Origin of the sequence: Pseudonocardia nantongensis (genome assembly GCF_046546495.1) — a bacterium.
Lineage (GTDB): Bacteria > Actinomycetota > Actinomycetes > Mycobacteriales > Pseudonocardiaceae > Pseudonocardia > Pseudonocardia nantongensis.
This window is the reverse complement of sequence record NZ_JBKGXT010000002.1, coordinates 29,858-52,130: the sequence shown is the minus strand read 5'-3', so window position 1 is coordinate 52,130 and position 22,273 is coordinate 29,858. Positions and strand designations below refer to the sequence as shown.

Annotated in this window: 26 protein-coding genes, 1 tRNA gene and 1 pseudogene; 12 read left to right on the top strand and 16 right to left on the bottom strand. The window is 73.3% G+C overall.

The genetic code is table 11. From position 1 onward, the window contains the following. Positions 1-38 precede the first annotated feature (38 nt). Both ACLFMI_RS02175 and ACLFMI_RS02170 read right to left on the bottom strand, forming a co-directional pair. Positions 39-1,406, bottom strand: a complete 1,368-nt coding sequence (locus ACLFMI_RS02175; RefSeq protein ID WP_410945994.1) for a cystathionine beta-synthase — start codon at positions 1,404-1,406, stop codon at positions 39-41. A 42-nt stretch (positions 1,407-1,448) separates the two neighbouring features. Further along, the gene (locus ACLFMI_RS02170; RefSeq protein WP_410945993.1) at positions 1,449-1,898 is read right to left on the bottom strand and encodes a pyridoxamine 5'-phosphate oxidase family protein; all 450 of its coding nucleotides are present in this window, start codon (positions 1,896-1,898) and stop codon (positions 1,449-1,451) included. A gap of 115 nt (positions 1,899-2,013) precedes the next feature. Here ACLFMI_RS02170 and ACLFMI_RS02165 point away from each other — a divergent pair, with 115 nt between their 5' ends. Then, entirely contained in the window at positions 2,014-3,234 is a 1,221-nt protein-coding gene (locus ACLFMI_RS02165; RefSeq protein WP_410945992.1) for an acetyl-CoA C-acetyltransferase, read from the top strand. Between the two features lie 55 nt (positions 3,235-3,289). Next, complete coding sequence (locus tag ACLFMI_RS02160; RefSeq protein ID WP_410945991.1) at positions 3,290-3,796, top strand: DUF2267 domain-containing protein; 507 nt, start codon at positions 3,290-3,292, stop codon at positions 3,794-3,796. 94 nt (positions 3,797-3,890) lie between these two features. Here the strand turns inward: ACLFMI_RS02160 and ACLFMI_RS02155 are convergent, their stop codons facing one another. The 3 genes from ACLFMI_RS02155 to ACLFMI_RS02145 form a co-directional block, all read right to left on the bottom strand. Beyond that, entirely contained in the window at positions 3,891-4,343 is a 453-nt protein-coding gene (locus ACLFMI_RS02155) for a hypothetical protein (RefSeq protein ID WP_410945990.1), read from the bottom strand. 163 nt (positions 4,344-4,506) lie between these two features. After that, positions 4,507-5,331 (bottom strand): Bax inhibitor-1/YccA family protein, encoded by an 825-nt coding sequence (locus ACLFMI_RS02150; protein ID WP_410945989.1) that lies wholly within the window; start codon positions 5,329-5,331, stop codon positions 4,507-4,509. Between the two features lie 154 nt (positions 5,332-5,485). Beyond that, positions 5,486-5,758 carry a hypothetical protein gene (locus ACLFMI_RS02145; protein WP_410945988.1) on the bottom strand — a complete coding sequence of 91 codons (273 nt, stop codon included), beginning with the start codon at positions 5,756-5,758 and terminating at the stop codon, positions 5,486-5,488. A 179-nt stretch (positions 5,759-5,937) separates the two neighbouring features. On the opposite strand from ACLFMI_RS02145, the gene ACLFMI_RS02140 reads away from it, so the two are divergent. Further along, positions 5,938-6,162, top strand: coding sequence for a hypothetical protein (locus ACLFMI_RS02140; protein WP_410945987.1), 225 nt, complete (start codon positions 5,938-5,940; stop codon positions 6,160-6,162). A 12-nt stretch (positions 6,163-6,174) separates the two neighbouring features. Here the strand turns inward: ACLFMI_RS02140 and ACLFMI_RS02135 are convergent, their stop codons facing one another. After that, a complete protein-coding gene (locus ACLFMI_RS02135) occupies positions 6,175-6,468 on the bottom strand; it encodes a hypothetical protein (protein WP_410945986.1) in 294 nt (97 codons plus the stop codon). A gap of 173 nt (positions 6,469-6,641) precedes the next feature. Between ACLFMI_RS02135 and ACLFMI_RS02130 the strand changes: the two genes are divergently transcribed. Further along, positions 6,642-6,860, top strand: a complete 219-nt coding sequence (locus ACLFMI_RS02130) for a DUF397 domain-containing protein (protein ID WP_410945985.1) — start codon at positions 6,642-6,644, stop codon at positions 6,858-6,860. Between the two features lie 73 nt (positions 6,861-6,933). Here ACLFMI_RS02130 and ACLFMI_RS02125 read toward each other — a convergent pair whose 3' ends face one another. Next, the gene (locus ACLFMI_RS02125) at positions 6,934-8,004 is read right to left on the bottom strand and encodes an NAD(P)H-dependent flavin oxidoreductase (protein ID WP_410945984.1); all 1,071 of its coding nucleotides are present in this window, start codon (positions 8,002-8,004) and stop codon (positions 6,934-6,936) included. A gap of 239 nt (positions 8,005-8,243) precedes the next feature. Between ACLFMI_RS02125 and ACLFMI_RS02120 the strand changes: the two genes are divergently transcribed. Then, the gene (locus ACLFMI_RS02120; protein ID WP_410945983.1) at positions 8,244-8,750 is read left to right on the top strand and encodes a DinB family protein; all 507 of its coding nucleotides are present in this window, start codon (positions 8,244-8,246) and stop codon (positions 8,748-8,750) included. Positions 8,751-8,813: 63 nt separating this feature from the next. Here ACLFMI_RS02120 and ACLFMI_RS02115 read toward each other — a convergent pair whose 3' ends face one another. Next, positions 8,814-9,371, bottom strand: coding sequence for a GrpB family protein (locus ACLFMI_RS02115; protein ID WP_410945982.1), 558 nt, complete (start codon positions 9,369-9,371; stop codon positions 8,814-8,816). A gap of 140 nt (positions 9,372-9,511) precedes the next feature. Between ACLFMI_RS02115 and ACLFMI_RS02110 the strand changes: the two genes are divergently transcribed. After that, complete coding sequence (locus ACLFMI_RS02110) at positions 9,512-10,273, top strand: class I SAM-dependent DNA methyltransferase (RefSeq protein WP_410945981.1); 762 nt, start codon at positions 9,512-9,514, stop codon at positions 10,271-10,273. Positions 10,274-10,403: 130 nt separating this feature from the next. Here ACLFMI_RS02110 and ACLFMI_RS02105 read toward each other — a convergent pair whose 3' ends face one another. After that, on the bottom strand, positions 10,404-11,012 hold the full coding sequence (locus ACLFMI_RS02105; protein WP_410945980.1) for an STAS domain-containing protein: 609 nt from the start codon (positions 11,010-11,012) through the stop codon (positions 10,404-10,406). Positions 11,013-11,130: 118 nt separating this feature from the next. Here ACLFMI_RS02105 and ACLFMI_RS02100 point away from each other — a divergent pair. The 3 genes and pseudogenes from ACLFMI_RS02100 to ACLFMI_RS02090 form a co-directional block, all read left to right on the top strand. Beyond that, positions 11,131-11,378: pseudogene (locus ACLFMI_RS02100) on the top strand (ArsR/SmtB family transcription factor); the annotation flags it as partial. Between the two features lie 284 nt (positions 11,379-11,662). After that, positions 11,663-12,010, top strand: coding sequence for a cytoplasmic protein (locus tag ACLFMI_RS02095; protein WP_410945979.1), 348 nt, complete (start codon positions 11,663-11,665; stop codon positions 12,008-12,010). A 370-nt stretch (positions 12,011-12,380) separates the two neighbouring features. After that, entirely contained in the window at positions 12,381-13,115 is a 735-nt protein-coding gene (locus ACLFMI_RS02090; protein ID WP_410945978.1) for an alpha/beta fold hydrolase, read from the top strand. A gap of 671 nt (positions 13,116-13,786) precedes the next feature. On the opposite strand, the gene ACLFMI_RS02085 is transcribed toward ACLFMI_RS02090, so the two are convergent. Beyond that, a tRNA-Leu gene (locus tag ACLFMI_RS02085) sits at positions 13,787-13,860 on the bottom strand. 33 nt (positions 13,861-13,893) lie between these two features. Between ACLFMI_RS02085 and ACLFMI_RS02080 the strand changes: the two genes are divergently transcribed. Further along, positions 13,894-14,715: a class I SAM-dependent methyltransferase gene (locus ACLFMI_RS02080; protein WP_410945977.1), complete on the top strand. Its 822-nt coding sequence runs from the start codon at positions 13,894-13,896 to the stop codon at positions 14,713-14,715. Positions 14,716-14,825: 110 nt separating this feature from the next. Here the strand turns inward: ACLFMI_RS02080 and ACLFMI_RS02075 are convergent, their stop codons facing one another. Both ACLFMI_RS02075 and ACLFMI_RS02070 read right to left on the bottom strand, forming a co-directional pair. After that, positions 14,826-15,551, bottom strand: coding sequence for a uracil-DNA glycosylase (locus ACLFMI_RS02075; RefSeq protein WP_410945976.1), 726 nt, complete (start codon positions 15,549-15,551; stop codon positions 14,826-14,828). After that, positions 15,548-16,501, bottom strand: a complete 954-nt coding sequence (locus ACLFMI_RS02070) for a Ppx/GppA phosphatase family protein (RefSeq protein WP_410945975.1) — start codon at positions 16,499-16,501, stop codon at positions 15,548-15,550. Before ACLFMI_RS02070 ends, ACLFMI_RS02075 begins: the two co-directional genes overlap by 4 nt. Before the next feature lie 96 nt (positions 16,502-16,597). On the opposite strand from ACLFMI_RS02070, the gene ACLFMI_RS02065 reads away from it, so the two are divergent. After that, entirely contained in the window at positions 16,598-18,283 is a 1,686-nt protein-coding gene (locus ACLFMI_RS02065; RefSeq protein ID WP_410945974.1) for an acyl-CoA dehydrogenase family protein, read from the top strand. A gap of 7 nt (positions 18,284-18,290) precedes the next feature. Here ACLFMI_RS02065 and ACLFMI_RS02060 read toward each other — a convergent pair whose 3' ends face one another. The 3 genes from ACLFMI_RS02060 to eno form a co-directional block, all read right to left on the bottom strand. After that, on the bottom strand, positions 18,291-18,827 hold the full coding sequence (locus ACLFMI_RS02060; RefSeq protein WP_410945973.1) for a DUF501 domain-containing protein: 537 nt from the start codon (positions 18,825-18,827) through the stop codon (positions 18,291-18,293). A 4-nt stretch (positions 18,828-18,831) separates the two neighbouring features. Further along, positions 18,832-19,419: an FtsB family cell division protein gene (locus ACLFMI_RS02055; RefSeq protein ID WP_410945972.1), complete on the bottom strand. Its 588-nt coding sequence runs from the start codon at positions 19,417-19,419 to the stop codon at positions 18,832-18,834. 162 nt (positions 19,420-19,581) lie between these two features. Next, positions 19,582-20,877 (bottom strand): phosphopyruvate hydratase, encoded by a 1,296-nt coding sequence (eno, locus tag ACLFMI_RS02050; RefSeq protein ID WP_410945971.1) that lies wholly within the window; start codon positions 20,875-20,877, stop codon positions 19,582-19,584. A gap of 150 nt (positions 20,878-21,027) precedes the next feature. Between eno and ACLFMI_RS02045 the strand changes: the two genes are divergently transcribed. After that, entirely contained in the window at positions 21,028-21,420 is a 393-nt protein-coding gene (locus tag ACLFMI_RS02045; RefSeq protein WP_410945970.1) for a tetratricopeptide repeat protein, read from the top strand. A 66-nt stretch (positions 21,421-21,486) separates the two neighbouring features. On the opposite strand, the gene ACLFMI_RS02040 is transcribed toward ACLFMI_RS02045, so the two are convergent. Beyond that, positions 21,487-22,227, bottom strand: coding sequence for a lytic murein transglycosylase (locus ACLFMI_RS02040; RefSeq protein WP_410945969.1), 741 nt, complete (start codon positions 22,225-22,227; stop codon positions 21,487-21,489). Between the last annotated feature and the right edge of the window lie 46 nt (positions 22,228-22,273).

Genomic DNA, 22,273 nt, shown 5'->3' with positions numbered 1-22,273 from the left:
CCGAGGCTACTCGGGTACCGCGCCCGACCCGCGCGCGCTCAGCCGTTGCCCAGGAAGGCGATCACGTCGGAGCGGGTGACCACCCCGGCCGGCTTGCCGTCGATCAGCACCAGCGCCGCGTCGGCGCCGACGAACGCCTTCATCGCGTTCTGCAGCGACTCACCGGCGCCCAGCGTCGGCAGCGGCCCGGACATGTGGTTCTCGAGCCGGTCGGCGAGCTGCGCGCGGCCGGTGAACAGGGCGTCCAGCAGGTCCCGCTCGACGACCGCGCCGGCCACCTCGGCCGCCATCACCGGCGGCTCTGCCTTGACCACCGGCATCTGCGAGACGCCGAACTCGCGCAGGTAGAGCGCGGCGTCGGCGACCGTCTCGTTCGGGTGCGCGTGCACGAGCGCCGGGATCGAGCCGTCCTTGCGGCGCAGCACGTCACCGATCGTGGCGCCCTCGGACGGCGGCAGGAAACCGTAGCTGGCCATCCACGCGTCGTTGAAGACCTTGCCCAGGTACCCGCGCCCGCCGTCGGGCAGCAGCACGACGACCACCGCGTCGGACGGCAGCCGCTGGGCGACCCGCAGGGCGGCGACCGCGGCCATCCCGCAGGACCCGCCGACCAGCAACGCCTCCTCGCGGGCGAGCCGCCGGGTCATGGCGAACGAGTCGGTGTCCGACACGGGGACGATCTCGTCGCACACGTCGCGGTCGTAGGTGCTCGGCCAGAAGTCCTCGCCGACGCCCTCGACCAGGTACGGGCGCCCGGTGCCGCCGGAGTAGACCGAGCCCTCCGGGTCGGCGCCGATGATCTGCACCGCGCCGCCGGAGACCTCCTTGAGGTACCGGCCGATCCCGGAGATCGTGCCGCCGGTGCCGATCCCGGCCACGAAGTGGGTGATCTTCCCGTCGGTCTGCTCCCAGATCTCCGGGCCGGTCGTCGCGTAGTGCGACTCCGGGTTCGCCTGGTTCGCGTACTGGTTGGGCTTCCAGGCACCCTCGATCTCGGTCACCAGCCGGTCCGAGGTCCGGTAGTAGGAGTCCGGGTGCTCCGGGTCGACCGCGGTGGGGCACACGACGACCTCGGCGCCGTAGGCCTTGAGCACGTTGCGCTTGTCCTCGCCGACCTTGTCCGGGCAGACGAACACGCAGTGGTAGCCCTTGCGCTGGGCCACCATCGCCAGCCCGACGCCGGTGTTGCCCGAGGTCGGCTCGACGATCGTGCCGCCAGGGCGCAGCTCGCCGGACGCCTCGGCGGCCTCGATCATCCGCAGGGCGATCCGGTCCTTCACCGAACCGCCCGGGTTCAGGTACTCGATCTTGGCGAGCACCGGTGGCGCGATGCCTTCGGCGACCGCTCCCAGCCGGACGAGAGGGGTGTTCCCGACCAGGTCGACGACATGCTCGACGTAGCGCATGTGCGCATCCTCGCACCGGTCACCGACAGCCGGGTGGGCAGCTCACTCGCGTTCCACCGATCGCACCCCGTCCTCGGGCCGCCACCACCGCACGACGAGCCGGTTGCGGGCGTCGTTCAGGCCGGTCCAGGTGACCTCGGTCAGGTCGGCCCGGAACGCGTCACCGGTGACCGGGCCGGACAACGGCCCGGTCCAGACCGCCCGGCCGGCGACCTTCACGTCCCCCTCTCCCATGTCACCACCGGACTGGTCGGCCGGCGCGGCGTGCAGCGCGAACCGCGGGTCCCGCCGCAGGTCGGCGCCCTTGCGCGCACCGGGCATCGACCCGAACGCCAGCTCGCCACCGTCGAACACGATCTCGATCCCGGACACCCGCGGGGACCCGTCCGTGCGCAGCGTGGCCACCACCAGCGCCACGTTCCGCTGCAGCACCCGCCTCGCCAGTGCCGCGAACTCCGGCTCGGCCCGCTCGAACCCACCCCATGACGTCATGGGCGCAGCATGCACCCCGCCACCGACGGTTTCGTCACGTCCGCGACCCGCCCACGATTACCCGTGAGTAGTCTCGCGCGGCGAGACAGGCACCTGCGAAGAAGGAGGACGTCCGATGCCCGAAGCCGTGATCGTCGCCGCCGCCCGGTCCCCGATCGGCCGCGCGAACAAGGGCTCCCTGGCCGGGATGCGCCCGGACGACCTGACCGTGCAGATGGTGCGGGCAGCGCTCGACCAGGTACCCGCGCTGGACCCGTCCGAGATCGACGACCTGATGCTGGGCTGCGGCCTGCCCGGCGGTGAGCAGGGCAACAACATGGCCCGGATCGTGGCCGTCCAGCTCGGCTACGACTCGCTGCCCGGCACCACGATCACCCGGTACTGCTCGTCGTCGCTGCAGACCACCCGGATGGCCCTACACGCGATCAAGGCCGGCGAGGGCGACGTGTTCGTCTCGGCAGGCGTCGAGACCGTGTCCCGGTTCGCCAGGGGCACCTCGGACTCCTGGCCGGACACGCACAACCCGCTGTTCGCCGACGCCGAGGCCCGGACCGCCGCGGCCGCGGAGAAGGGCGCCGAGGGCTGGACCGACCCGCGCGAGCAGAACCTGCTGCCGGACGCCTACATCGGGATGGGCCAGACCGCGGAGAACCTGGCCCGCCTCAAGGACGTGTCCCGCGAGGAGATGGACCGGTTCGCGGTGCGCTCGCAGAACCGCGCCGAACAGGCGATCGCGGACGGCTTCTTCGCCCGGGAGATCACCCCGGTGACGCTGCCGGACGGCGCGAGAGTCGACACCGACGACGGCCCCCGCCCGGGCACCACCTACGACAAGCTCGCCGAGCTCAAGCCGGTGTTCCGGCCGGACGGGCGGATCACCGCGGGCAACGCCTGCCCGCTCAACGACGGCGCCGCGGCGCTGGTGGTCATGTCCGATGTGAAGGCCGAGCAGCTCGGGATCACCCCGCTGGCCCGGGTGGTCTCCACCGGCGTCACCGGGCTGTCCCCGGAGATCATGGGCTACGGCCCGGTCGAGGCCTCGAACCAGGCGCTGCGGCGCGCCGGGCTCACCATCGACGACATCGATCTCGTCGAGATCAACGAGGCGTTCGCCGCTCAGGTCCTGCCGAGCGCCCGCGACCTGGGCATCGACGAGGAGAAGCTGAACGTGCACGGCGGCGCGATCGCGCTCGGCCACCCGTTCGGCATGACCGGCGCCCGGATCACCGGCACGCTGCTGAACGGGCTGCGCGCCCGGGACGGCCGGTACGGCCTGGAGACCATGTGCGTCGGCGGCGGCCAGGGCATGGCGATGGTGCTCGAGCGCCTGAGCTGACGAGGTGCGGCGGGCCGGACCCGTCGCCACGTCCCCTCCCCGGTCGGGGCCCGGTTTGGACCGGCCGGCGCCGGGTAGCCCTCCGGCGTGCGGCGGCTCCGACGATCGCCGCGCGACCGACCGACCTAGGAGGGGACGCTCCATCGCCACCGACGATCCGCACCCCGCGGACTCGACCCGTAGCCTGCACGACTTCGTCGTCCGTGTCCGCCAGGACGCCCGGCTCGACACCGACTCCGAGGCCGAGGCGCTGAGCCGGGCCACGTTCCGGCAACTGGGCGAGCAGGTCAGCCGCGGGCAGGCCGAGAAGCTCGCGTCGGGACTCCCCCGGGAGCTCTCCGCCGAGCTGCTGACCCCGACCGCTGCGCAGGCCCGCAGCTTCGACCGGCGCACGTTCGTCGACGCCGTGTCCGGCTCGACCGGTGCTACCGACCTGGACGAGGCCGACGGCCAGGTCCGCGCGGTCCTGGCGACCCTGGGCTCATGGGCTCCGGACTCCGAGCTGTCCGACACCGTCGGCCAGCTTCCGGACGACCTCGCGGCCATGCTGCAGCCGCGCTGACCCACCCGCGCTGCCCACCCGCGCCGAACCGGGCGGCTCCGCTCCGCACACACCCGGCAACGCCGGCCCGGGAGGGTCGATCCGCACCCGGTCGTCACACGACGGCCGGTCCCGGCGGATCGATCCGGATCCCGGTCGCCTCCAGCTCCGCCTCGGTACGCAACCGGGCGAGGTCCCGGCCGGCGTCCAGCGCCCCGGCGGTGCCGCCGGCCTGCACCCAGCCGCGCAGCGGGGGATCCGGGACGCCCACGGCCCGGCAGGTGGCGAGCAGCACCTCGTCGTAGGCGGCCAGCAGCGCGACCCGGCGGACCCGGGTCGGCGCCGGGGCGCCACGCCGCATCCGGTCCAGCCGGCGTAGGTCGGCGACCAGCCGTTCCAGCGGGGGCCCGGCCGTCCCGGGTGCCGGTGGGCGGCGGCGCCGGTGCGCCTCGGCGACCCGACGAACGACCGTCGGCAGGCGCATCATCAGCCCCAGCAGCAACGCCGGACCGAACGCGATGGCCAGGAAGACGGTGACCCCGGCCGTGACCGAGCCGTTCCCGGACACGTCGGGAACGGTACTGCGGTGTGGACCCCCGGCGACAGGGCGGCAGGAGCCCGCCCGGCCCGGACACGACGACGCCGCGGACACCCGGTGGGCGTCCGCGGCGTGTGGGACCGGAGGGGGCGATTCCGGTCCGCTTCCCGGCCTCGGCGGCCGGGCCGTCGGGTCAGTCCCCGCGCAGGTAGCTCAGCAGGCGCAGGATCTCGATGTAGAGCCAGACCAGCGTGGTCATCAGGCCGAACGCGATGTACCAGGAGTACTTCTCCGGGACGCCGGCCTTCACCGCGTTGTCGGCCGCGTCGAAGTCGAGCAGCAGGCTGAACGCCGCCACACCGATCACGACGATGCTGAACAGGATGGCCAGTGGGCTACCGTCGCGCAGGCCCATGCCGCCGGTGGTGAAGAAGCTCGCGACCAGGTTGGCGACCATCAGGACGACGACGCCGATCATCGCGCCCATCAGCCACTTGGTGAACCGCGGCGTCACCTTCACGGCGCCGGTCTTGTAGACGACGAGCATCCCGAAGAACACGCCGGCCGTGCCGATGACGGCCTGGAGGCCGATTCCGGCGTACTGCTGCGGGGCCGAGTCCTGGATGACTCCGGTGATCCCGCCGAGGGCGATGCCCATCGCGATCGAGTAGGTCAGCGTCAGCGGGGCGCTGGGCTTCTGCTTGAAGATGACGATCAGCGAGACGACGATGCCGACGATGAACGCCGGCAGCGCCAGGACGTACAGGCCGGACAGCACGGTCAGGAAGCCCGCGACCAGGGCCAGACCACCGCTGATCGCGGTCTTCTGCACGATGTCGTCGATCGTGATCGGGCGGCCGGTGTCCTGCGTGGTCTGGCTCGGGTCGACGTAGGACGACTGGGCGCCCCCGAGGGCAGCACCACCGCCCATCATGCCGCCACCCGAGCGGTCGAACGTGGCGTATCCGCCCTGCTGGGTGGGCAGGTTGCGGAACGCCGGGTTGCTCGTGGAGCGCACCTGGATCCTCCTCGACGGACGTGTGCGGGACCGCCTCCGGCGGCCCTCGCATCCTGTCAACGTCGAGAGCCGCCCGAGGGTTCCCGCCGGTAAAAGAAAATTTACCGCGTCCGGCCGAGCGCGCGACAGGCCCGCCCCGGGGGCGGCGCCGGGATCAGCGGCGCGGCCGTCCGACCTGCGGGAGGCCGCGGGTCGGGGGCAGCGACTCGTCCGCGACGACCGGGATGTCCGGCGTCGTGTCTCCGCGGGGGTCGTCCGAGAGCGGTGCCTTCCCGCGGAGTTCGGCGCGGATCAGCGCGGGCCAGCGGCCCACCGATCCCAGCGCGGACGTCGCGACCCGCCGCCCGGCCGGGCTGAGCAGCGCGACGACGGCCACCAGCAGGACCACGGCCAGCGTGACGACGCCACCGGAACCCATCGGGGACATGGGCGTACCTCCTCGTGCCCGGGCATCCGGCCGGGGCCGCGCCGGATCTGCCCGCACTCGATCAACGAGTGGGTCACGCCGCGGTCACGGCCCGGCGTCCGGCGCGATGCCGGGCACCGGGATAGGGTCCGCGCCGTGCCGGTGCGGCACCGGCCGGCGTGGCGCGAAAGGAGCCGACCATGTGGGCGTTGTTCTCCCGCCACCTGCGGATGTGGCTGCTGCTGGCGATCGGAGCGCCGATCGCGGCGTGGCTGCTCGGACGCATCGGCGAGGCGATCGAGCGCCGGCGCGGTCCGAACGCCTTCTCGAAGACCCTGCAGGCGGGCAGCCGGTTCCTCGAGCGCCGCACCCGCGGTCCGCTGCGCCGCCGGCCGCAGCCGGACCCGGACCGCCTGGCCCGCTGACGCCGGGCCGGATCAGCTCGCGCGGATCCGACGCAGGCGACGGCCGCGGCTCCGGCGGCCGGGGGGTTTCTCGGTCGCCGGGACGGTCGGGTCCAGCTGCACGCAGCGGGCGCACGGCGCACCGTCGGCCTCGATCAGCGGGGCCGGCGCGACCAGATGCCCGCACAGCGCCTCGTAACGTCCGGCGCGCACCGCGTGCGGCGCACAGAGTTCGCTGTCGATTACCTTGTGTGCACGACTGTCGATCACCGACGTCAGCGTGAGCACGTCGGGCTGGAGATCCTCCTGCGGCCGTCCGGCGGTCACGTGACCGGCCCTTCGGGGGCGGCTCCGTGCGTCGACCGGCGCATCTACGGGACTCCTTCGAGAACGACTGGTTCCATCGTCACCGAACGACGCTGCTGTTGCAAGATCAGATGCATATTCATTTGCTACTCTCCGAAGTCATCCGAACGCCGTCGGCACTCACGGAGGTCGCCGTGTCCCACCCCAACGGAACCCGCGCCACCGACCTGGGCCCGGTGCAGTGGCGCACCGGGGGCCCGGGGGTCGAGTTCGCGGTCCTCGGCGACGGTCAGGTCGCGGTGCGCAACGCCCGCGACCCGGAGGGACCGGTGCTGGTCTACACCCCCGACGAGATCTCGGCGTTCATCGACGGCGCCCGCAAGGGCGAGTTCGACGACATGGTCGGGGACTGAGCGCGGGTCGGGGACTGAGCACGGGCGGCCGGCGGGCGAAGCAACGGCACGGGCCCGGGCGAGCACCCATCGCTCACGGGAGCAGCGCGTCGGCGTCCCGCCACATCCGGGCCACGATCTCCCAGGCCGGCTCGGCACCCGCCCGGCCGGCGGCCTGACCGGCCCAGTGGTTGACCCTGTCCACCGCGCCCGGCTCGCCCGCCCGGTAGCGGGCGACCAGCCGGCGTTGCTGCGGGTAGCGGGCCGGGACCGGCGCGTCCGGCTCGGCCCACGCCCGCACGTACGCGGTCGGGATCGCCCGGGCCAGCCGCCCGGTGTAGGCCCGGGTGGGCACGGTGTCCTCCGGCGCCAGCCCCTCCAGGGCGGCCGCCCAGCCGGCGTCGATCCCGGTCTCCGGGGCCCGCAGCAGCGCGCTGCCGACCTGCACCGCGCTCGCCCCGAGGGTCAGCGCGGCGGCCAGGGAGCGGCCGTCGGCCACCGCGCCGGCCGCGACGACCGGCACCGACAGCGCGTCGGCGAGCTGCGGGACCAGCGCGAACAGCCCGACCGTGGTGCGTTCGGCGGCGTCCGGGTCGGTGGTCCCGCGGTGCCCGCCGGCCTCCATCCCCTGCGCGACGACGACGTCCGCGCCGGCCCGCTGGGCGGCGAGCGCCTCGGCTAAGGTGGTGGCGCAGGCGAACCAGGCGATCCCGGCGTCGTGCAGGGCCGCCACGTAGGTGTCGTCGAACACCCCCATGATCGACGATACGGCGGTCGGCCGGGCCGCCAGCGCGGCCGCGCACTGGGCCTCGAAGTCCGGGGCGGACCCGGCGGGCGGGGCGGCGTGCCCACCGAGCGAGTCCAGGAACCCGGCGACCTCGGCGGTGCCGGATGCAGTGCCGGGTCCGGATCCGGGGCCCGGCGCGTCCGGAACCCACAGGTTGAGCTGGAAGGGTCCGCCGGAGAGCTCCCGGTACCGGGCGGCCCAGCCCGCGATCTTCTCCGGTGAGTCGTTCACCACGCCGGCCGCGCCCATCCCACCCGCCCCGGCGACCGCGGCGGCGAGTTCCGGTGGACACGCCCCGGCCATCGGCGCACCGAGCACCGGCGCCGTCAGCCCGTACCGCGTGCAGAAGTCCCCGGCCCGTTCCCGTGCGGTCGTCACGGGTCGAGTCTGCCCTGCGGGCGCTCCGTCGGCAGCGGTCACCCGCTGGACCGGGCTGCACGCGGAGGGAAGGATCAGCGGTGCTCGACCCCGGCGGACGGCGCCGCCGAGGTCGGCGAACCGGGGTACGGGCCGCGACCGGGGCGATGCTCGGCGGGCGGGCGATCCGGCCCGGCGGCTGACCGCCCGGGACCGAACCCGCTCGACCGCGCCGGTCCCGGCGGCCAGGATCGCCCACCGTGACCGACCTGATCCGCTGGCAGTTCGACCTGACCTGGGCGCTGTGCGAGTACCACCTCGACCGGCTCGTCGACGACGACCTGACCTGGTTACCCGCCCCGCTGCACTGGACGCTGCACCCGGGACCCGACGGTGGCTGGACGCCGGACTTCGCCGAGACCGAGCCGGACCCGGTGCCGGCGCCGACCGGGGCCTGGCTCGGCTGGCACCTGCTCTGGTGGTGGGGCACCGCGCTGGACGAGCTGACCGGCCGTCGGCGGCGGGACCGCACCGACGTCGTCTGGCCGGGCTCGGCCGCCGGGCTGGTCACCGCCCTGCACGAGCTGGCCGGGCGGTGGCGGGAGGCGCTGGACGCGGTGGACCCGGACCGGCCGGTGACCTTCCCCTGGCCCACCGGGCACACCGCCGGGCACCTGACGGCGTGGGCGAACGCCGAGCTGATGAAGAACGCGGCGGAACTGGGCCATCTACGGTTCCTCCGCGCCGCCGGCGCCGGCCGACCGTGATCACCGGTACATCCCGTGTGCCGGGAGCCGTTCCGCGGACACGGGATGTACCACTCGGCCGGGTCAGCGGGGCGGCACGCCGGCCCGGGCGAGGATCTCCTCGATCACCGGCCCCTTGGCGTCGGCGTAGAGGTTCATGTCGGCCCATTCCCGTCCGGCCAGCGATCGCTTGTGCGCCGCGTACCGGGCGCGCTCGTCCGGATGCGCGCGGAGCCGATCGCGCAGGGCGAGGTAGCGGACGGTCTCCCGGCTGTCGTCGGCGTAGCAGTGCAGGTTCACCGCGAGGTCGCACACCGCGCCGCGCAGGCAGCGGTGCCCGGGTTCCCGGACCCGCAGATCCCAGCCGTCGGCCGTCAGATCCGGGAGGTAGGCGGGCTCGTCGTCCGGGTCGTCCAGCCCGACGACGACGTCGATCACCGGCTTCGCGACCAGGCCCGGCACGGCGGTGGATCCGATGTGTTCGACCCGGTGCGCACGCCGGCCCAGCACCTCACGCAGCCGGGCGGCGACCTCCGCGTAGGCGTCCGGCCAGGCCGGGTCGGCCTCGGTCAGCTCGACGACGAACGGGCACAGACCGTGCACCAGGACCTGCTCGATCTCCCGCTCGCGAGATGTGGTCACCCCGCGAGCATCCGGCCGGACCCGACCCGCGTCCACCGGGAGGGCTCAAGTCGCCGGCCCCCTCACCGCGCAGCTCGACCGGCCGGCCCCGCACTGAAATCGCTCGCACCCGAGCCGTGGCGCGGGTCACCATCGCGCCGATGAGCTTCCCGGCGATGGACTTCGATCCTTTCACCAGCTTCGGCCCGCAGGTGGCCGCCCACTATGACGACCATCCCCGCGGTGACGAGAAGGCCGCCGTGGCCCGGCTGGCCGCGCTCGCCGCAGGCGGCCCGGTCTGCGAGCTCGCGATCGGCACCGGTCGGCTGGCGTTGCCGCTGGCCGCGGCCGGGATCCGGGTGGACGGCGTCGAGCAGTCCGCGGCGATGATCGAGCGGCTGCAGGCGAAGCCCGGCGGCGGGGAGCCGACCGTCGTGCACGGCGACATGGCGGAGGTGGACCTGCCCGGGCGTTACCGGCTGGTGTTCGTCGCGTTCAACTCGCTGATGAACCTGACCACCCAGGACGCCCAGGTCCGCTGCGTCACGAACGCGGCCCGACACCTCGACGACGAGGGCGTGTTCGTCGTCGAGAACGTCTGCCCGGACCCCATGTACCGGCTCGAGCGGCGGGACGGCGTCGACCAGTACTGCCACGCCGCCGGGATCTCGACGACGGGCGTGCACCTCGACGTCGGCCGCTACGACCGGGTCACCCAGCGGGTCGACAAGTGCCACGTCCGGATCGGCGAGCACGGCATCACCCGGGACACGCTGGCCCTGCGATACGTCTGGCCGAGCGAGCTGGACCTGATGGCCCGGCTCGCCGGCCTCGAGCTGCGGGAGCGGCACGGCGGCTGGTCCGACGAGCCGTTCACCGCGGACAGCCGGCTACACGTCTCGGTGTACGGACGCCGGTCCTGAGCGGCGCACGCCCGCGGCCGACCCGGAGTTCGTTACGGGTACGGCATCGGCGTCGATACCGTACCGGCATGCGGGACCCCACCCTCGCCACCACCGCGTCCTGAGCCCCGGCACCTGAGGGTGACACCGGCTATCGGATCGCGTCGAGACCCACCGTGCCTAGCGCGTCCCGCCGACGCTGCTCCCCGGGGATGCTCCGGGGAGCAGGAACGTGCGGCCACCCGCCCCGGGCCGGTGCCCAGATCGGAGGCTCGCCGAGCACCCCGGGACCGTCGTGTGGCTGGGCGGTGGGCGGCTCGTGTCGTCCCGTCGACGACGGCGCCGAGGGAGCCGGTCCCGGATCCGCCGCGACGGCCGCGGGCCGGGCCAGTGCGGCCAGCGCCACTTCGACGGTCGGGTAGGCGCGGAACTCGGCCAGCAGTCGTCGCACGCTCAGTGGGAGCAGGAAGAAGCGCGAGGTGCAGCCGGTCAGGTGGAGCCGGACGCCCCGGGCCGCCGTGCTGTGCCGGGCGTGTCGCATGGCCTTCACGGCGGCGGGCTCGAAGTTGCTCACGCCTTCCAGATCCACCAGCAGGTCGGTGACCGAACGGCGCCGTGCCACGATCGACTCCAGCTGGGCGTCGATCATCCGCAGCAGCGCCGCTGCCGTGGCCTGGTCCAGGCCCCCGGCCACCCGGATCAGCCGTACCCGCTCGCTCGGCGTCTCGACCGTCATCTGGAACCGCTCGCCCGCGCGCATGTGCCGCACCTCCATCGGAGTGGCCGTCGTCCAGCGGCTATACGGGTGGCTTCCCGTCCTGCAGCGGGTTACACCCTTCCTTCTCATCGCCCAATCCGGCTGACAGCGCTACTGGGGGATGAGCTGCTGTCCCGACGTCGGCCCGGCCGTCGCGCTCTTCCGCTCCCTGGCCGACCCGGCTCGTCTGGCGATCGTGTCCCGGCTGGGCGAGGGGAGGCGCGCGTGGTGGACCTGACCCACCAGCTCGGCCTGGCACGGTCGACGGTGTCGAAGCACCTCGCCTGCCTGCGGGACTGCGGCCTGGTCGACTCCCGCGCCGAGGGGCGCCAGTCCTACTATCGACCGGCCCGTCCGGAACTGATCGACCAGCCACCGGAGGGCTACGGGTTGGACTTGGAGGTCGACGGGCTCGATCGATTCGCGACGGACCGGGACGTTCCCGCGGATCAGCTCATGCAGCGGTTCGTGCAGCAACTCGTCCGCACCGGTAGCCCTTCAAGGAGAGTCGCCGTGCGCGACGAGCCCCCGCACGGACCTGCAGCGATGCTGCGATCGGCGGCGAGTAGGCAGCAGGTTTGACACGTACTCGGCACAACCGGTCCGGCGAGTGGCGTATTGGCAGGGAGGTGAGGCCACGCCATACTCCGCCGATGGACACGGACATGGACCCGGTCACGACGAACCCGGACCTGTACAAGGTCGTGTTCGAGAACGATCGCGTACGTGTGCTGGAGTACAAGGACCGTCCAGGTGACAAGACCACACCCCACGAGCACCCGGACAGCGTGATGCACACGCTGAGTTCCTTCCGGCGCCGACTTGGTGCCGACGGTGGGGAGCGTCAGGTCGAGCTGCCCGCTGGAATGACAGGTTGGCTGCCAGCACAGCGTCATTACGGCGAGAACATCGGAAGCTCGGACACACACGTACTGTTTATGGAGCTGAAGGAACATCGGGGCGAACCGTCAGCAGACATCATTGGTCCGACCGGTGGGTAGGAACCCGCACCGACCAACGTGACTCCTCCTTCTTCGACCTGCCGACGAATTAGAGAGAGCTCCCAAACCCCTCTGACGTGCGACGGAGTAGCGAAGCAGCCGCTTGCGTCCGCGTATGGCCCGCGACTCGCCCGGACGGGATCGAGACCGCTCCTCCCCCGTCCCCTCGTCTTGGTCGCTCTGCTCATCGTGGTGTCGGGGGCAAGCGTGGCGCAGCCATCGCGTAGCGACCGCCGGAGGCGCCCTTGCAGTCGAGACCACGACGTGGATGCTGATCGGCCGAGGGGACACTTTCGTCAATCGAGGGTATTCGGCCCACACCAGCACATCGATAGGATCGCTCATCCCATGACGGCTGTGAGGAGCAGCGATGACCGCGGCGATCCTTCTCCCCGGGATCATGATCCCCGCGCATGTCGCCTACGCGCCCCTGATGGCGGAGCTCGCGCACTCCTCACCCGTCGTGACCAAGGAGCTGGAGGTCTACGCCCGTGACCAGCCCCCGCAGGACTATGGGCTGGATCTGGAGATAGACGGGCTCGATCGATTCGCGACCGAGCAGGGGTTCGACCGGTTCCACCTCTACGGTCAATCGTTCGGTGGCGCGGTCGCGCTGGCCTACACCGCCCGCCACCCGGACCGGGTCGCGAGCCTGGCGCTCAACGAACCGGCCACCGATTTCAGCGATGCCGACCGGGCGGCGATTGCCGCCCAACAGCTGTCCGATGGCCCCGAGGACCAGCGCATGCGGCGGTTCGTGCAGCAGTTCGTCCGGCCGGGCGTCGAGCTGCCACCACCACCGCCGCCGAGCGACGACCCGGAGATGGCCAAGCGGCCCGCGGGAGTAGCAGCCACGATCCCGGTCGTGGACGCCTACCGCGTCGACGACGACGCTCTACGGCGCTATCCCGGACCGTCCTACGTCGGGTACGGAGCGCTGAGCAACGAGCGGTGGGAGGCGATGGCCGAGCGGCTCTCGCACGTGCTCGCGGACTGCGCGGTCGTGCGCTACGAAGACCGCCATCACGCCGACGCCCCGCACCAGGCCGAGCCGCAACGAGTAGCGGCGATTCTGACGTCGCTGTGGAAGCGCGCGGACGGATAGCTGCTCGACTCGCCGTGTTCGTCGGCGTGCCCGAGTCGCCTCGGTGATCGGACGCCTCCCCGTGGCTGTGGCCGGGTAGCCGGACCGACGGCCGCGCCCGGGCCGGAGGTAGAGGGTCGGACGGCGGGCCGGCGTGGCCGGCCCGCGCGCGCTCACGTCGATTCGCGTGGTGGGCGCTTGCATCATGACGAGTTCGTCGATCTTGCGCCGGAGTAGGGGCGAGCCGCCAGGTCGCCGGCCAGCGTGCAACCGGGTCGAACGCTCGCAGCGTCGTGGGGTGGTGGTCGACCCGACCGGGTTCTCGCTTGCGCGGATCGACTTCGGTGGACCCGATCAGGGCCGTCTGGCGACCGTAGACGCCGTCGGCCAGCCCGACGTCGTGCCGGTCGCCGTGGAATTCGACGGCGCCGTGTTCTGGGTCGGAGGCGGCGCCACACGGTGGCGTTCGGGCCGCAGGTCCACGTCAAGGGCATCCTCGGCGGCTCCGAGGAAGCCGGACGCCATATCGGCTACCTGACGAGATACCTCCAAGTCCGTCGGGCAGGCCGCCGGCCTCGACGAGACCGCCACCCCCGGCGAACACCGGTCAGGGCCGGGCACACGGACAGGATCGCCGAGCAGTCGACGGGGAAACGTGCTGGTCAGGCGCGTATCGTCGGGGGCGTAGCGGGTGCCCCCGGTGGGATTCGAACCCACACCGGTAACCCTTTTAAGGGGCTTGCCTCTGCCGTTGGGCTACGGGGGCGTCGGGCCAGCGTAGCCGGGCAGGAGGCCGATCATGACCGCCACCAGGAAGGTGGACCTGCGCGGAGCGGCGGGAACCCTGCTGATGACGCTCTACATGCGACGCCTGGACGCGCTGTCCCGGCGGCCGATCCTCGGTGACCCCTACGCCGAGGAGGTCTACGACCGGATCGAGCACGACGTGCACGGCCTGTGGCGGGCCGCTTGGGACGTTCCGGCGATCGTCTGCCGGTCCGCGCTCCTGGACGACTGGACCCGGCGGTTCCTGGCCGCCGAGCCGGACGGTCAGGTGCTGCATCTGGGCTGTGGCCTGGACAGCCGGCCGTTGCGGGTGACGCCGCCGCCGGGCTGCCGGTGGGTCGATGTCGACCAGCTCCAGGTGATGGCGATCCGGCGCCGGCTCTACGACCTCCCGCCGCACGTCCGTCAGGTCGCCGGCTCCGTCACCGACGACGGCTGGTGGGCCGCGATCGACCCTGCACGGACGACCCTGGTGGTCGCCGAGGGCCTGTTCATGTACCTGTCAGGCGAGGCGTTGCACACCGCGGTCGACCGGGTCACGGGCGGCACACCTCGCGGGGAGATCGCGTTCGACGCCGTCGCGCCCTGGACCCTTCCCGTCTCCCGGTGGACGCCGCTCCTGCGGTTCATGGGGACCGAGTTCCACTCCGCGTGGGACCCGGCCGGGTTCGCGCACCGGCATCCGGACCTGCTCGAACGCGACGACGTCTCGATCTACGACGAGGTCACCCTCCGCGAACCCCGGGTCTGGCTGCGGCCGCTGCTCTCCGCGACCGGCCACGTCCCCGCGTTCCAGGACTCGCTGCGCCTGCACCACTTCACCTACGGCCGGTGATGTGGAGCCGGCCGGCGGTTCCGGGGGTGCGCTGCGTGGAGGTACGCAGAGCAAAGCGCACCCGGGCGACCTCATGGCCGGCGAGGGGATGCGCGCGAGAAGAAGATCAACTACGCGGTGGGTGACAGGCCTCCGGCGCGGGCCGTGTCGGCCAGGACCTGCTCGAGCATCGCCGGGGTCAGCCGTCCGGTGAAGGTGTTCTGCTGGCTCACGTGGTAGCAGCCGAACAGCTCCAGCTGCGCGCGGCCGGGAGCCGTCGGCGCGAGGCTCACCGAGACCCCGTGCCCGAACTTCGGCCGCGGAGTCGGGATCTCCCAGCCCGCGCCGGCGAGCACCGGCAGCAGCGCCTGCCAGCCGAACCCGCCCAGCACCATCACCGAGCGGAGGGTCGGGGCGAGCAGGTCCAGCTCGCGTTCCAGCCAGGTCCGGCAGGTGTCCCGCTCCCCGGGGGTCGGCTTGTTCGCCGGCGGCGCGCAGTGCACCGGAGCGGTGATCCGCACCCCGTAGAGCTCCAGGCCGTCACCGGGGTGGACGGCGGTGGGCTGGGACGCCAGGCCGACGGCGTGTAGGGCGGCGTAGAGCACGTCGCCGGAGCGGTCGCCGGTGAACATCCGCCCGGTCCGGTTCGCGCCGTGCGCGGCCGGGGCCAGCCCGACGATCAGCATCGCCGCGTCGGCCGGGCCGAAGCCGGGGACCGGGCGTCCCCAGTAGGTCTGGTCCCGGAACGCGGCACGCTTCTCGACGGCGACCTGCTCCCGCCACGCGACCAACCGCGGGCAGGCCCGGCATTCCGAGACCGCGGCATCGAGGGCGTCGAGATCGGTGAACGCACTCATGCGATCGAACGCGCGATGCCGTCCAGGATGTCGTGCTCGGAGACCACGACCCGCTCGATCCCGGCGCGGGCGGCTAGCTCGTCGGCCAGCGCCTCTACGACCAGCGACCCGGCGCCGATCACGTCCACCCGGCCCGGATGCAGGGCCCCGTGCTTCTCCCGCTCCGCGCGCGGCGAGTGGATCAGCAGGTCGGCGACCCGGTGCAGCTCGTCGCGCGACAGCCTCGACAGGTGCACCTGCTCCGGGTCGTACTCGGGCAGCTCCTGCGCGATACCGGAGAGCGTGGTGATCGTTCCCGCGACGCCGACCCAGGTCCGGGCACCCTCGACCGGGACCGCGGCGAACGCCTCCCCGAGCACCCCGGCCGCCACCGATCGGGCCTCGGCGATCTGCTCCTCGGACGGCGGGGCGGCGGGCAGGCAGCGCTCGGTCAGCCGCACCGATCCGATGTCCACCGACCTGGCCGCGGTCACCTCGGCGGCGCCGTCGCGCAGCTCCCCGACCACGACCTCGGTGGACCCGCCGCCGACGTCGGTGACCACGAACGGACCGTCCTCCGGGTCCAGGTCGCCGACCGCCCCGACGAACGACAGCCGCGCCTCCTCGTCACCGGAGATGATCTCCGCGTCGACGCCGAGGGTGTCGCGCACCATCGCGAAGAACTCCTCCCGGTTCGACGCGTCCCGGGTCGCCGAGGTCGCCACCATCCGGATCCGCTCGGCACCCTTGCGGCGGGCCGCGGCCGCGTAGTCGACCAGGGCCACCCGGGTCCGTTCGAGGGCTTCGGGATCCAGCCGGCCGGTCGCGTCCACCCCCTTGCCGAGGCGCACGATCCGCATCTCGCGGTGCAGGTCGCGCAGGTCCTTGAGCCCGTCGAAGGACTCGGTGACGTCGGCGACGAGCAGACGGATCGAGTTGGTCCCGCAGTCGATGGCGGCCACCCGCGACATCGGCACTCCTGTGGTGGTGGGGGTCTACCGGATCGGCGCCGGTCACGGTACGCGGAAGGATGGCCCGGCCCGCCCCGGCCAAGTTACCCTCGAGTAGTGACGACGACGCACGACCGGCCCGACGGGCTCGACACTCCCCTCGCGGCCGTCCCGGCGGCCGATCTCGGCACCCACGAGGTCACCAACCAGGTTCCGCCGCGCGCCGACGGCGACCTGCTGGGCTGCGACCCGGCGCTACTGGAGGCCCTCGAGCGCGAGGCCGGGGCCGCCGCACCGTCGGCGCGGGCCGCGGTCGGGGAGCTCGCCGTCGTCGTCGGGACCGCGGATCACCGCGAGCACGCCCGGCTGGCGAACGCGCACGAACCGGAGCTGCACACGCACGATCGCACCGGGCACCGGATCGACGAGGTCGGGTTCCACCCGTCCTGGCACGTGCTGATGCGCACCAGCGTCGAGCACGGCCTGGCCGCCGCCCCGTGGACGGCCGCGCCCGGCACCGGTGCGCACGTCACCCGGGCCGCCGGCTTCTACCTGCACTCGCTGGTCGAGCAGGGCCACCTCTGCCCGATCTCGATGACCTACGCCGCGGTCCCGGCGCTGCGGCACGCCCCGGAGCTGGCCGCCGCGTACGAGCCGGGCCTCACCGCACGCTGCTACGAGCCCGGCCTCGCCGTGCCGTCGGGCAAGCCCGGGCTGCTCGCGGGCATGTCGATGACCGAGAAGCAGGGCGGCTCGGACGTCCGCTCCGGCAGCACCGTCGCCACCCCGCAGCCCGACGGCAGCTACCGGCTCACCGGGCACAAGTGGTTCACCTCCGCCCCGATGAACGACCTGTTCCTCACCCTCGCCCGCGCCCCCGGCGGGCTGACCTGCCTGGTGCTGCCCCGCGTGCTGCCCGACGGCACCCGGAACGCGATCCGGCTGCAGCGGCTCAAGGACAAGCTCGGCAACCGGTCCAACGCGTCGTCCGAGATCGAGTACCTCGGGGCGACCGGCTGGCGGGTCGGCGACGAGGGACGCGGCGTCGCGACGATCATCGAGATGGTCTCGATGACCCGGCTGGACTGCGTGCTCGGCGCCGCCGCGACGGCACGGGCCGCGGTGACCGAGGCCGCGCACCACATCGCCCACCGGTCCGCGTTCGGCAGGCGGCTGGCCGACCAGCCGCTGATGCGCGAGGTCGTCGGGGAGCTCGCCGCCGAGACCGAGGCCGCCACGACGCTCGCGCTGCGGCTGGCCGGGGCGGTGGACCGCGAGGAGACCGCGTTCCTGCGCCTGGCGCTGCCGGTGTCGAAGTACCTGCTCTGCAAGCGGACGTCCGCGATCGTCGCGGAGGCGCTGGAGTGCCTCGGCGGCAACGGTTACGTCGAGGAGTCCGACCTGCCCCGGCTCTACCGGGAGGCTCCGCTGAACTCGATCTGGGAGGGCTCGGGCAACGTCACCGCGCTCGACGGCCTGCGGGCGATCACCCGCGAGCCGCATGCGGTCGAGGCGTTGCTGGCCGAGATCGACCTCGCCGCCGGGCTGGACCCGCGGCTGGACCGGGCGATCGGTGCGCTGCGTGACGAGCTGGCCTCCCCCGACGAGCGCCGGGCCCGCCGGCTGGCCGAGCTGGCCGCGCTCTGCCTGCAGGGGTCGCTGATGACCCGGCACGCGCCGGGCACCGTCGCCGAGGCCTTCCTGGGGACCCGGCTGGCCGGTGACGGCCCGCTGCGCACGGCCGGCACCCGGCCGGGCACCGGCGTTGACGACGTCCTGCAGCGGGCCACCCCGCGCACCTGAGCCGGGCTCAGGAGCAGGACGGTCCGGCGCGCCACCACGCGCCGATCTCGTCGAGCGCCTCGTCCCCGAACGGGTTCACCCCGGACCCGGCGGCCAGCGCGTGCCCGACGTGCACGTGCAGGCACTTCACCCGGTCCGGCATGCCGCCGGCGGTGACGTCCGGGTGTGTCGGGAGCGGTTCGATCGCGTCCCGCTCGGCGAGGTAGAGCTCGTGCGCCCGCCGGTACCGCCGTGCCAGGTCGGGGTCCTCCTCCAGCCGGTCGGTCATCTCCTTCATCCGGCCCTCGGCCTCCAGGGTTCCGATCCGGGATGCCAGCCGGGTACACGTCACGTAGTACAGCGTCGGGAACGGCGTCCCGTCCGGCAGCCGCGGCGCGGTCTGCACCACCGACGGGTGCCCGGACGGGCAGCGGTGTGCCACCGCGAGGATGCCGCGCGGCGTGCGTCCCAGCTGGTCGGCGACGGCGTCGAGGTCGTCCTGCGGGACCGGCCCGGCCTCGAGGCCGGACGGGCGGATCGGGTCGCGGTCGTGCTGCTCGCTCACCGTGTCATCGTCGCGGTTCGCCGGTGACGTCGTTCCACAGGGTGTGGAACCACGGCACGCCCGGCTCGGCCTGACCGTCGGTGACCTCCGGTGCGGGCGGGGTCGGGAACTGCACCACGTAGGGGGTCTCACCGGGACGCACGTAGTGCAGGCGGGCCCGGGCCTGCGCCTCCACCTCGGCCGGGTCGGAGAGCCGGGCCCGGTCCGCGGACAGCCGCTCGACGTCGGCCTCCAGCGCCCGCTGCTGCTCGGTGACGGCCGCCAGCTCCTGTCGCTGGGAGACGTAGTTGTGCAGCGGGACGGCGACGGTCAGCGCGAGCGCGCACACCACCAGGGCCAGGATCGCCGCTCGCTTGGTCGACGAGAGCCCCAGCATCCCGGTGGTCCGGGCGACGACCTCACTTGCCCGGGACCGGGCCCGGGTCAGCCGCGGCCGGGCCTGCGCCGGGGCGGACGGCCGGGAGCGGGGGCCGCCGTCGCGGCCGCCGCTCGCGCGGGACGGGGTGGCACGGGGCTTGGCCGCGGCCCGGCCCCGGCCGCCGCCGGACGCTCGGGCCCGCGTGTCACGGGCTCGCCCGCGGGTGCCCCCCATGCGTCCTCCTCCCACCGCCGCGCCGGGAGTACCCCCGGGACCGCTGCGTGATCGCTGCGGTCCAGGATGCCCCCCGATCGTGGGCGGTGTCCCGGTGCCGCGCCGAGGTGTGTCCGGCGCGGCACCGGATCGGCGGAGTGTCCGCCCTGCCGGCAGTACGGGTCAGCCCTGTCCGGGCACCTGGTAGCGCGGGAACGCCAGCTCGCCGTTGTAGCGGGCGGCGTCGCCGAGCAGCTCCTCGATCCGCAGCAGCTGGTTGTACTTCGCCACCCGCTCGGACCGGGCCGGGGCACCGGTCTTGATCTGACCGCAGCCGGTGGCGACGGCCAGGTCGGCGATGGTGACGTCCTCGGTCTCGCCGGAGCGGTGGCTCATCATGCAGCGGTAGCCCGCGCTGTGCGCCATCGTCACCGCGTCGAGCGTCTCGGACAGCGTGCCGATCTGGTTGACCTTGACCAGCAGCGCGTTCGCGGCACCACGGGCGATGCCCTCCTCGAGCCGCTCCGGGTTGGTGACGAACAGGTCGTCGCCGACCAGCTGCACCTTGTCCCCGATCGCCTCGGTCAGCGCGGCCCAGCCGTCCCAGTCGTTCTCGTCCAGCGGGTCCTCGATGGACACCAGCGGGTAGGACTCGACGAGGTCCTTCCAGACCTCGGCCATCTTCTCCGCGGTGAGCTTCTTGCCCTCGAAGGCGTACTTGCCATCGGTGTGGAACTCGGTCGCGGCCACGTCGAGGGCCAGCACCACGTCGGTCCCCAGGGTGAACCCGGCCCGCTGCACGGCGGCGGCGATCAGGTCCAGCGCACCGCGGGTGCCGCCCTTGACGTCCGGGGCGAACCCGCCCTCGTCGCCCAGACCGGTGGAGAGGCCCTTGTCCTTCAGCTCCGCCTTCAGCGCGTGGTAGACCTGCGCGCCCCAGCGCAGGGCCTCGCGGAACGTCTCCGCCCCGATCGGCGCGATCATGAACTCCTGCACGTCGACGGAGGTGTCGGCGTGCGCACCACCGTTGAGGATGTTCATCATCGGGACCGGGAGCACGTGCGCGTTGGAGCCGCCGACGTAGCGGAAGAGCTCCAACCCGGACGACTCGGCGCCGGCCTTGGCCACCGCCAGCGACACGCCCAGCAGCGCGTTCGCGCCGAACTTCGACTTGTCCGCGGTGCCGTCCAGGTCCACCAGCCGCTGGTCCACCAGGCGCTGGTCCACCGCCTCGACGCCGACCAGCTCCGGGCCGATCTCGTCGAGGACCGCCGCGACGGCCTTCTCCACTCCCTTGCCGCCGTAGCGCTTCGGGTCGCCGTCGCGCAGCTCGACGGCCTCGTGTTCCCCGGTCGACGCGCCCGACGGCACGGCCGCGCGGGCCAGCGTGCCGTCGTCCAGCGCGACCTCGACCTCCACCGTGGGGTTGCCTCGGGAATCGAGGATCTCGCGTGCCCCGACCTGCTCGATGACCGCCACCGTCACTCCTGTCCGCATCGCTGGTCGTGTCCGGTGCGTCAGCGTAACCGCAGGTCGTCCGAGCGCGACGGACGCTTGCGTCACGTCCCCGACCGGGCCGCCGTCAACCCCTCGCGCGGCGCCCCGATCGCACCTAACGTGGGAGTGACCATGAGCAGTCCACGCGCGAACAAGTCGGACCCGGTCGCCGCGTTCCGGCGCGCGGAGGATCTGCTCTCCGGACGCCGCCCGCTCGAGGCCCTGGCCGCCCTGACCCCGGTGCTGGACACCGCTCCGGACGAGGTCTCGGTGCACCTGCTGGCCGGCCGCGCGTACTTCGACTCGGCCCAGCTGCGCCCGGCCGAGGGTGCGTTCGAACGAGTGCTGGAGCTCGATCCGGCCGATCACTACGCCCGGTTCGCCCTGGGCAAGACGCTCCAGCGGCAGGGCAGGCTCCCCGAGGCCGAGACGCAGCTGAAGATGGCCTCGGCGATGGACCCGCGCCCGGAGTACCAGGAGGCCCTCGGCGAGATCCGCGCCCGGATCGCCCTGGGCTCCCCATGACCGCCACCCCGTGACCCCATGACGCGTCGTGGAGCCTTGATGCCGTCCCGTGGCTTCCGGGCAGCGTCAAGGCTCCACGACGCGGGGTGGGGCGCTGCGGGCGTACTCGGCGGCGGCGGCCCAGACGTCGTCGGCGTACGACCGCGAGGCGTTGTAGGCGAGCACGCCGGACCACCAGTCGTCGCCGTCGCCGACGTCGCGGCCGTCGGTACAGAGCAGACCGGCCGCGGCGAGGGCGGCGTCGTCGACCTGCTGCGGGTCGGCCGTGCCGTCGCCGTCGGCGTCGACGCCGTGGCGGGCCCAGGTCTCCGGGAGGAACTGCATCGGGCCGACGGCGCGGTCCAGGACCGGGTCGCCGTCGAGGCGCCCGCCGTCGGTGTCGGTGACCCGGCGGGTGCCGTTGCCGCCGTCCAGGGCGATCCCGACGATCGGCGGGTCCACCCGGCCGTCCGGTCCCGGTTCGGCGCCGCGGAACGTGGCGTGCCGGGTCTCGACGCGACCGATCCCGGCCAGCGTGGCCCAGCTCAGCCGGCAGGCCGGGGTGCGCTCGCGCTGCCGCAGCTCGGCGGTGGCGTAGGCCGCCAGGGTGCGCTCGGGGATGCCGGCCGCGTCCGCGGTGCCGGCTGCCCAGGCGTCGACGTCGGTGCCGCGCGGCAGCGGTGCCACCGCAGGCGGCGGCTCCGAGCGGTCCACGGGCGTCCGCGGCGACGACGGCCCCCGCCGCCCGTCCTGCCCGACCGCCAGCGTCACGAGCAGCATCAGGACGAGGATCCCGCCGATCGCCATCACCACGGACCGGGTACGCACCACCTCGAGCCTACCGACGGTGCCGCCCCTCGCGTCGTGGAAGGGG

What these genes read in the sequence shown, in the direction of transcription:
- ACLFMI_RS02175 (WP_410945994.1), bottom strand. Translation starts at nt 1,406, where the DNA reads ATGCGCTACGTCGAGCATGTCGTCGACCTGGTCGGGAACACCCCTCTC.
- ACLFMI_RS02170 (WP_410945993.1), bottom strand. Translation starts at nt 1,898, where the DNA reads ATGACGTCATGGGGTGGGTTCGAGCGGGCCGAGCCGGAGTTCGCGGCA.
- ACLFMI_RS02165 (WP_410945992.1), top strand. Translation starts at nt 2,014, where the DNA reads ATGCCCGAAGCCGTGATCGTCGCCGCCGCCCGGTCCCCGATCGGCCGC.
- ACLFMI_RS02145 (WP_410945988.1), bottom strand. Translation starts at nt 5,758, where the DNA reads ATGTCCCCGATGGGTTCCGGTGGCGTCGTCACGCTGGCCGTGGTCCTG.
- ACLFMI_RS02140 (WP_410945987.1), top strand. Translation starts at nt 5,938, where the DNA reads ATGTGGGCGTTGTTCTCCCGCCACCTGCGGATGTGGCTGCTGCTGGCG.
- ACLFMI_RS02110 (WP_410945981.1), top strand. Translation starts at nt 9,512, where the DNA reads ATGAGCTTCCCGGCGATGGACTTCGATCCTTTCACCAGCTTCGGCCCG.
- ACLFMI_RS02105 (WP_410945980.1), bottom strand. Translation starts at nt 11,012, where the DNA reads ATGCGCGCGGGCGAGCGGTTCCAGATGACGGTCGAGACGCCGAGCGAG.
- ACLFMI_RS02095 (WP_410945979.1), top strand. Translation starts at nt 11,663, where the DNA reads ATGGACACGGACATGGACCCGGTCACGACGAACCCGGACCTGTACAAG.
- ACLFMI_RS02090 (WP_410945978.1), top strand. Translation starts at nt 12,381, where the DNA reads ATGACCGCGGCGATCCTTCTCCCCGGGATCATGATCCCCGCGCATGTC.
- ACLFMI_RS02080 (WP_410945977.1), top strand. Translation starts at nt 13,894, where the DNA reads ATGACCGCCACCAGGAAGGTGGACCTGCGCGGAGCGGCGGGAACCCTG.
- ACLFMI_RS02075 (WP_410945976.1), bottom strand. Translation starts at nt 15,551, where the DNA reads ATGAGTGCGTTCACCGATCTCGACGCCCTCGATGCCGCGGTCTCGGAA.
- ACLFMI_RS02070 (WP_410945975.1), bottom strand. Translation starts at nt 16,501, where the DNA reads ATGTCGCGGGTGGCCGCCATCGACTGCGGGACCAACTCGATCCGTCTG.
- ACLFMI_RS02055 (WP_410945972.1), bottom strand. Translation starts at nt 19,419, where the DNA reads ATGGGGGGCACCCGCGGGCGAGCCCGTGACACGCGGGCCCGAGCGTCC.
- ACLFMI_RS02045 (WP_410945970.1), top strand. Translation starts at nt 21,028, where the DNA reads ATGAGCAGTCCACGCGCGAACAAGTCGGACCCGGTCGCCGCGTTCCGG.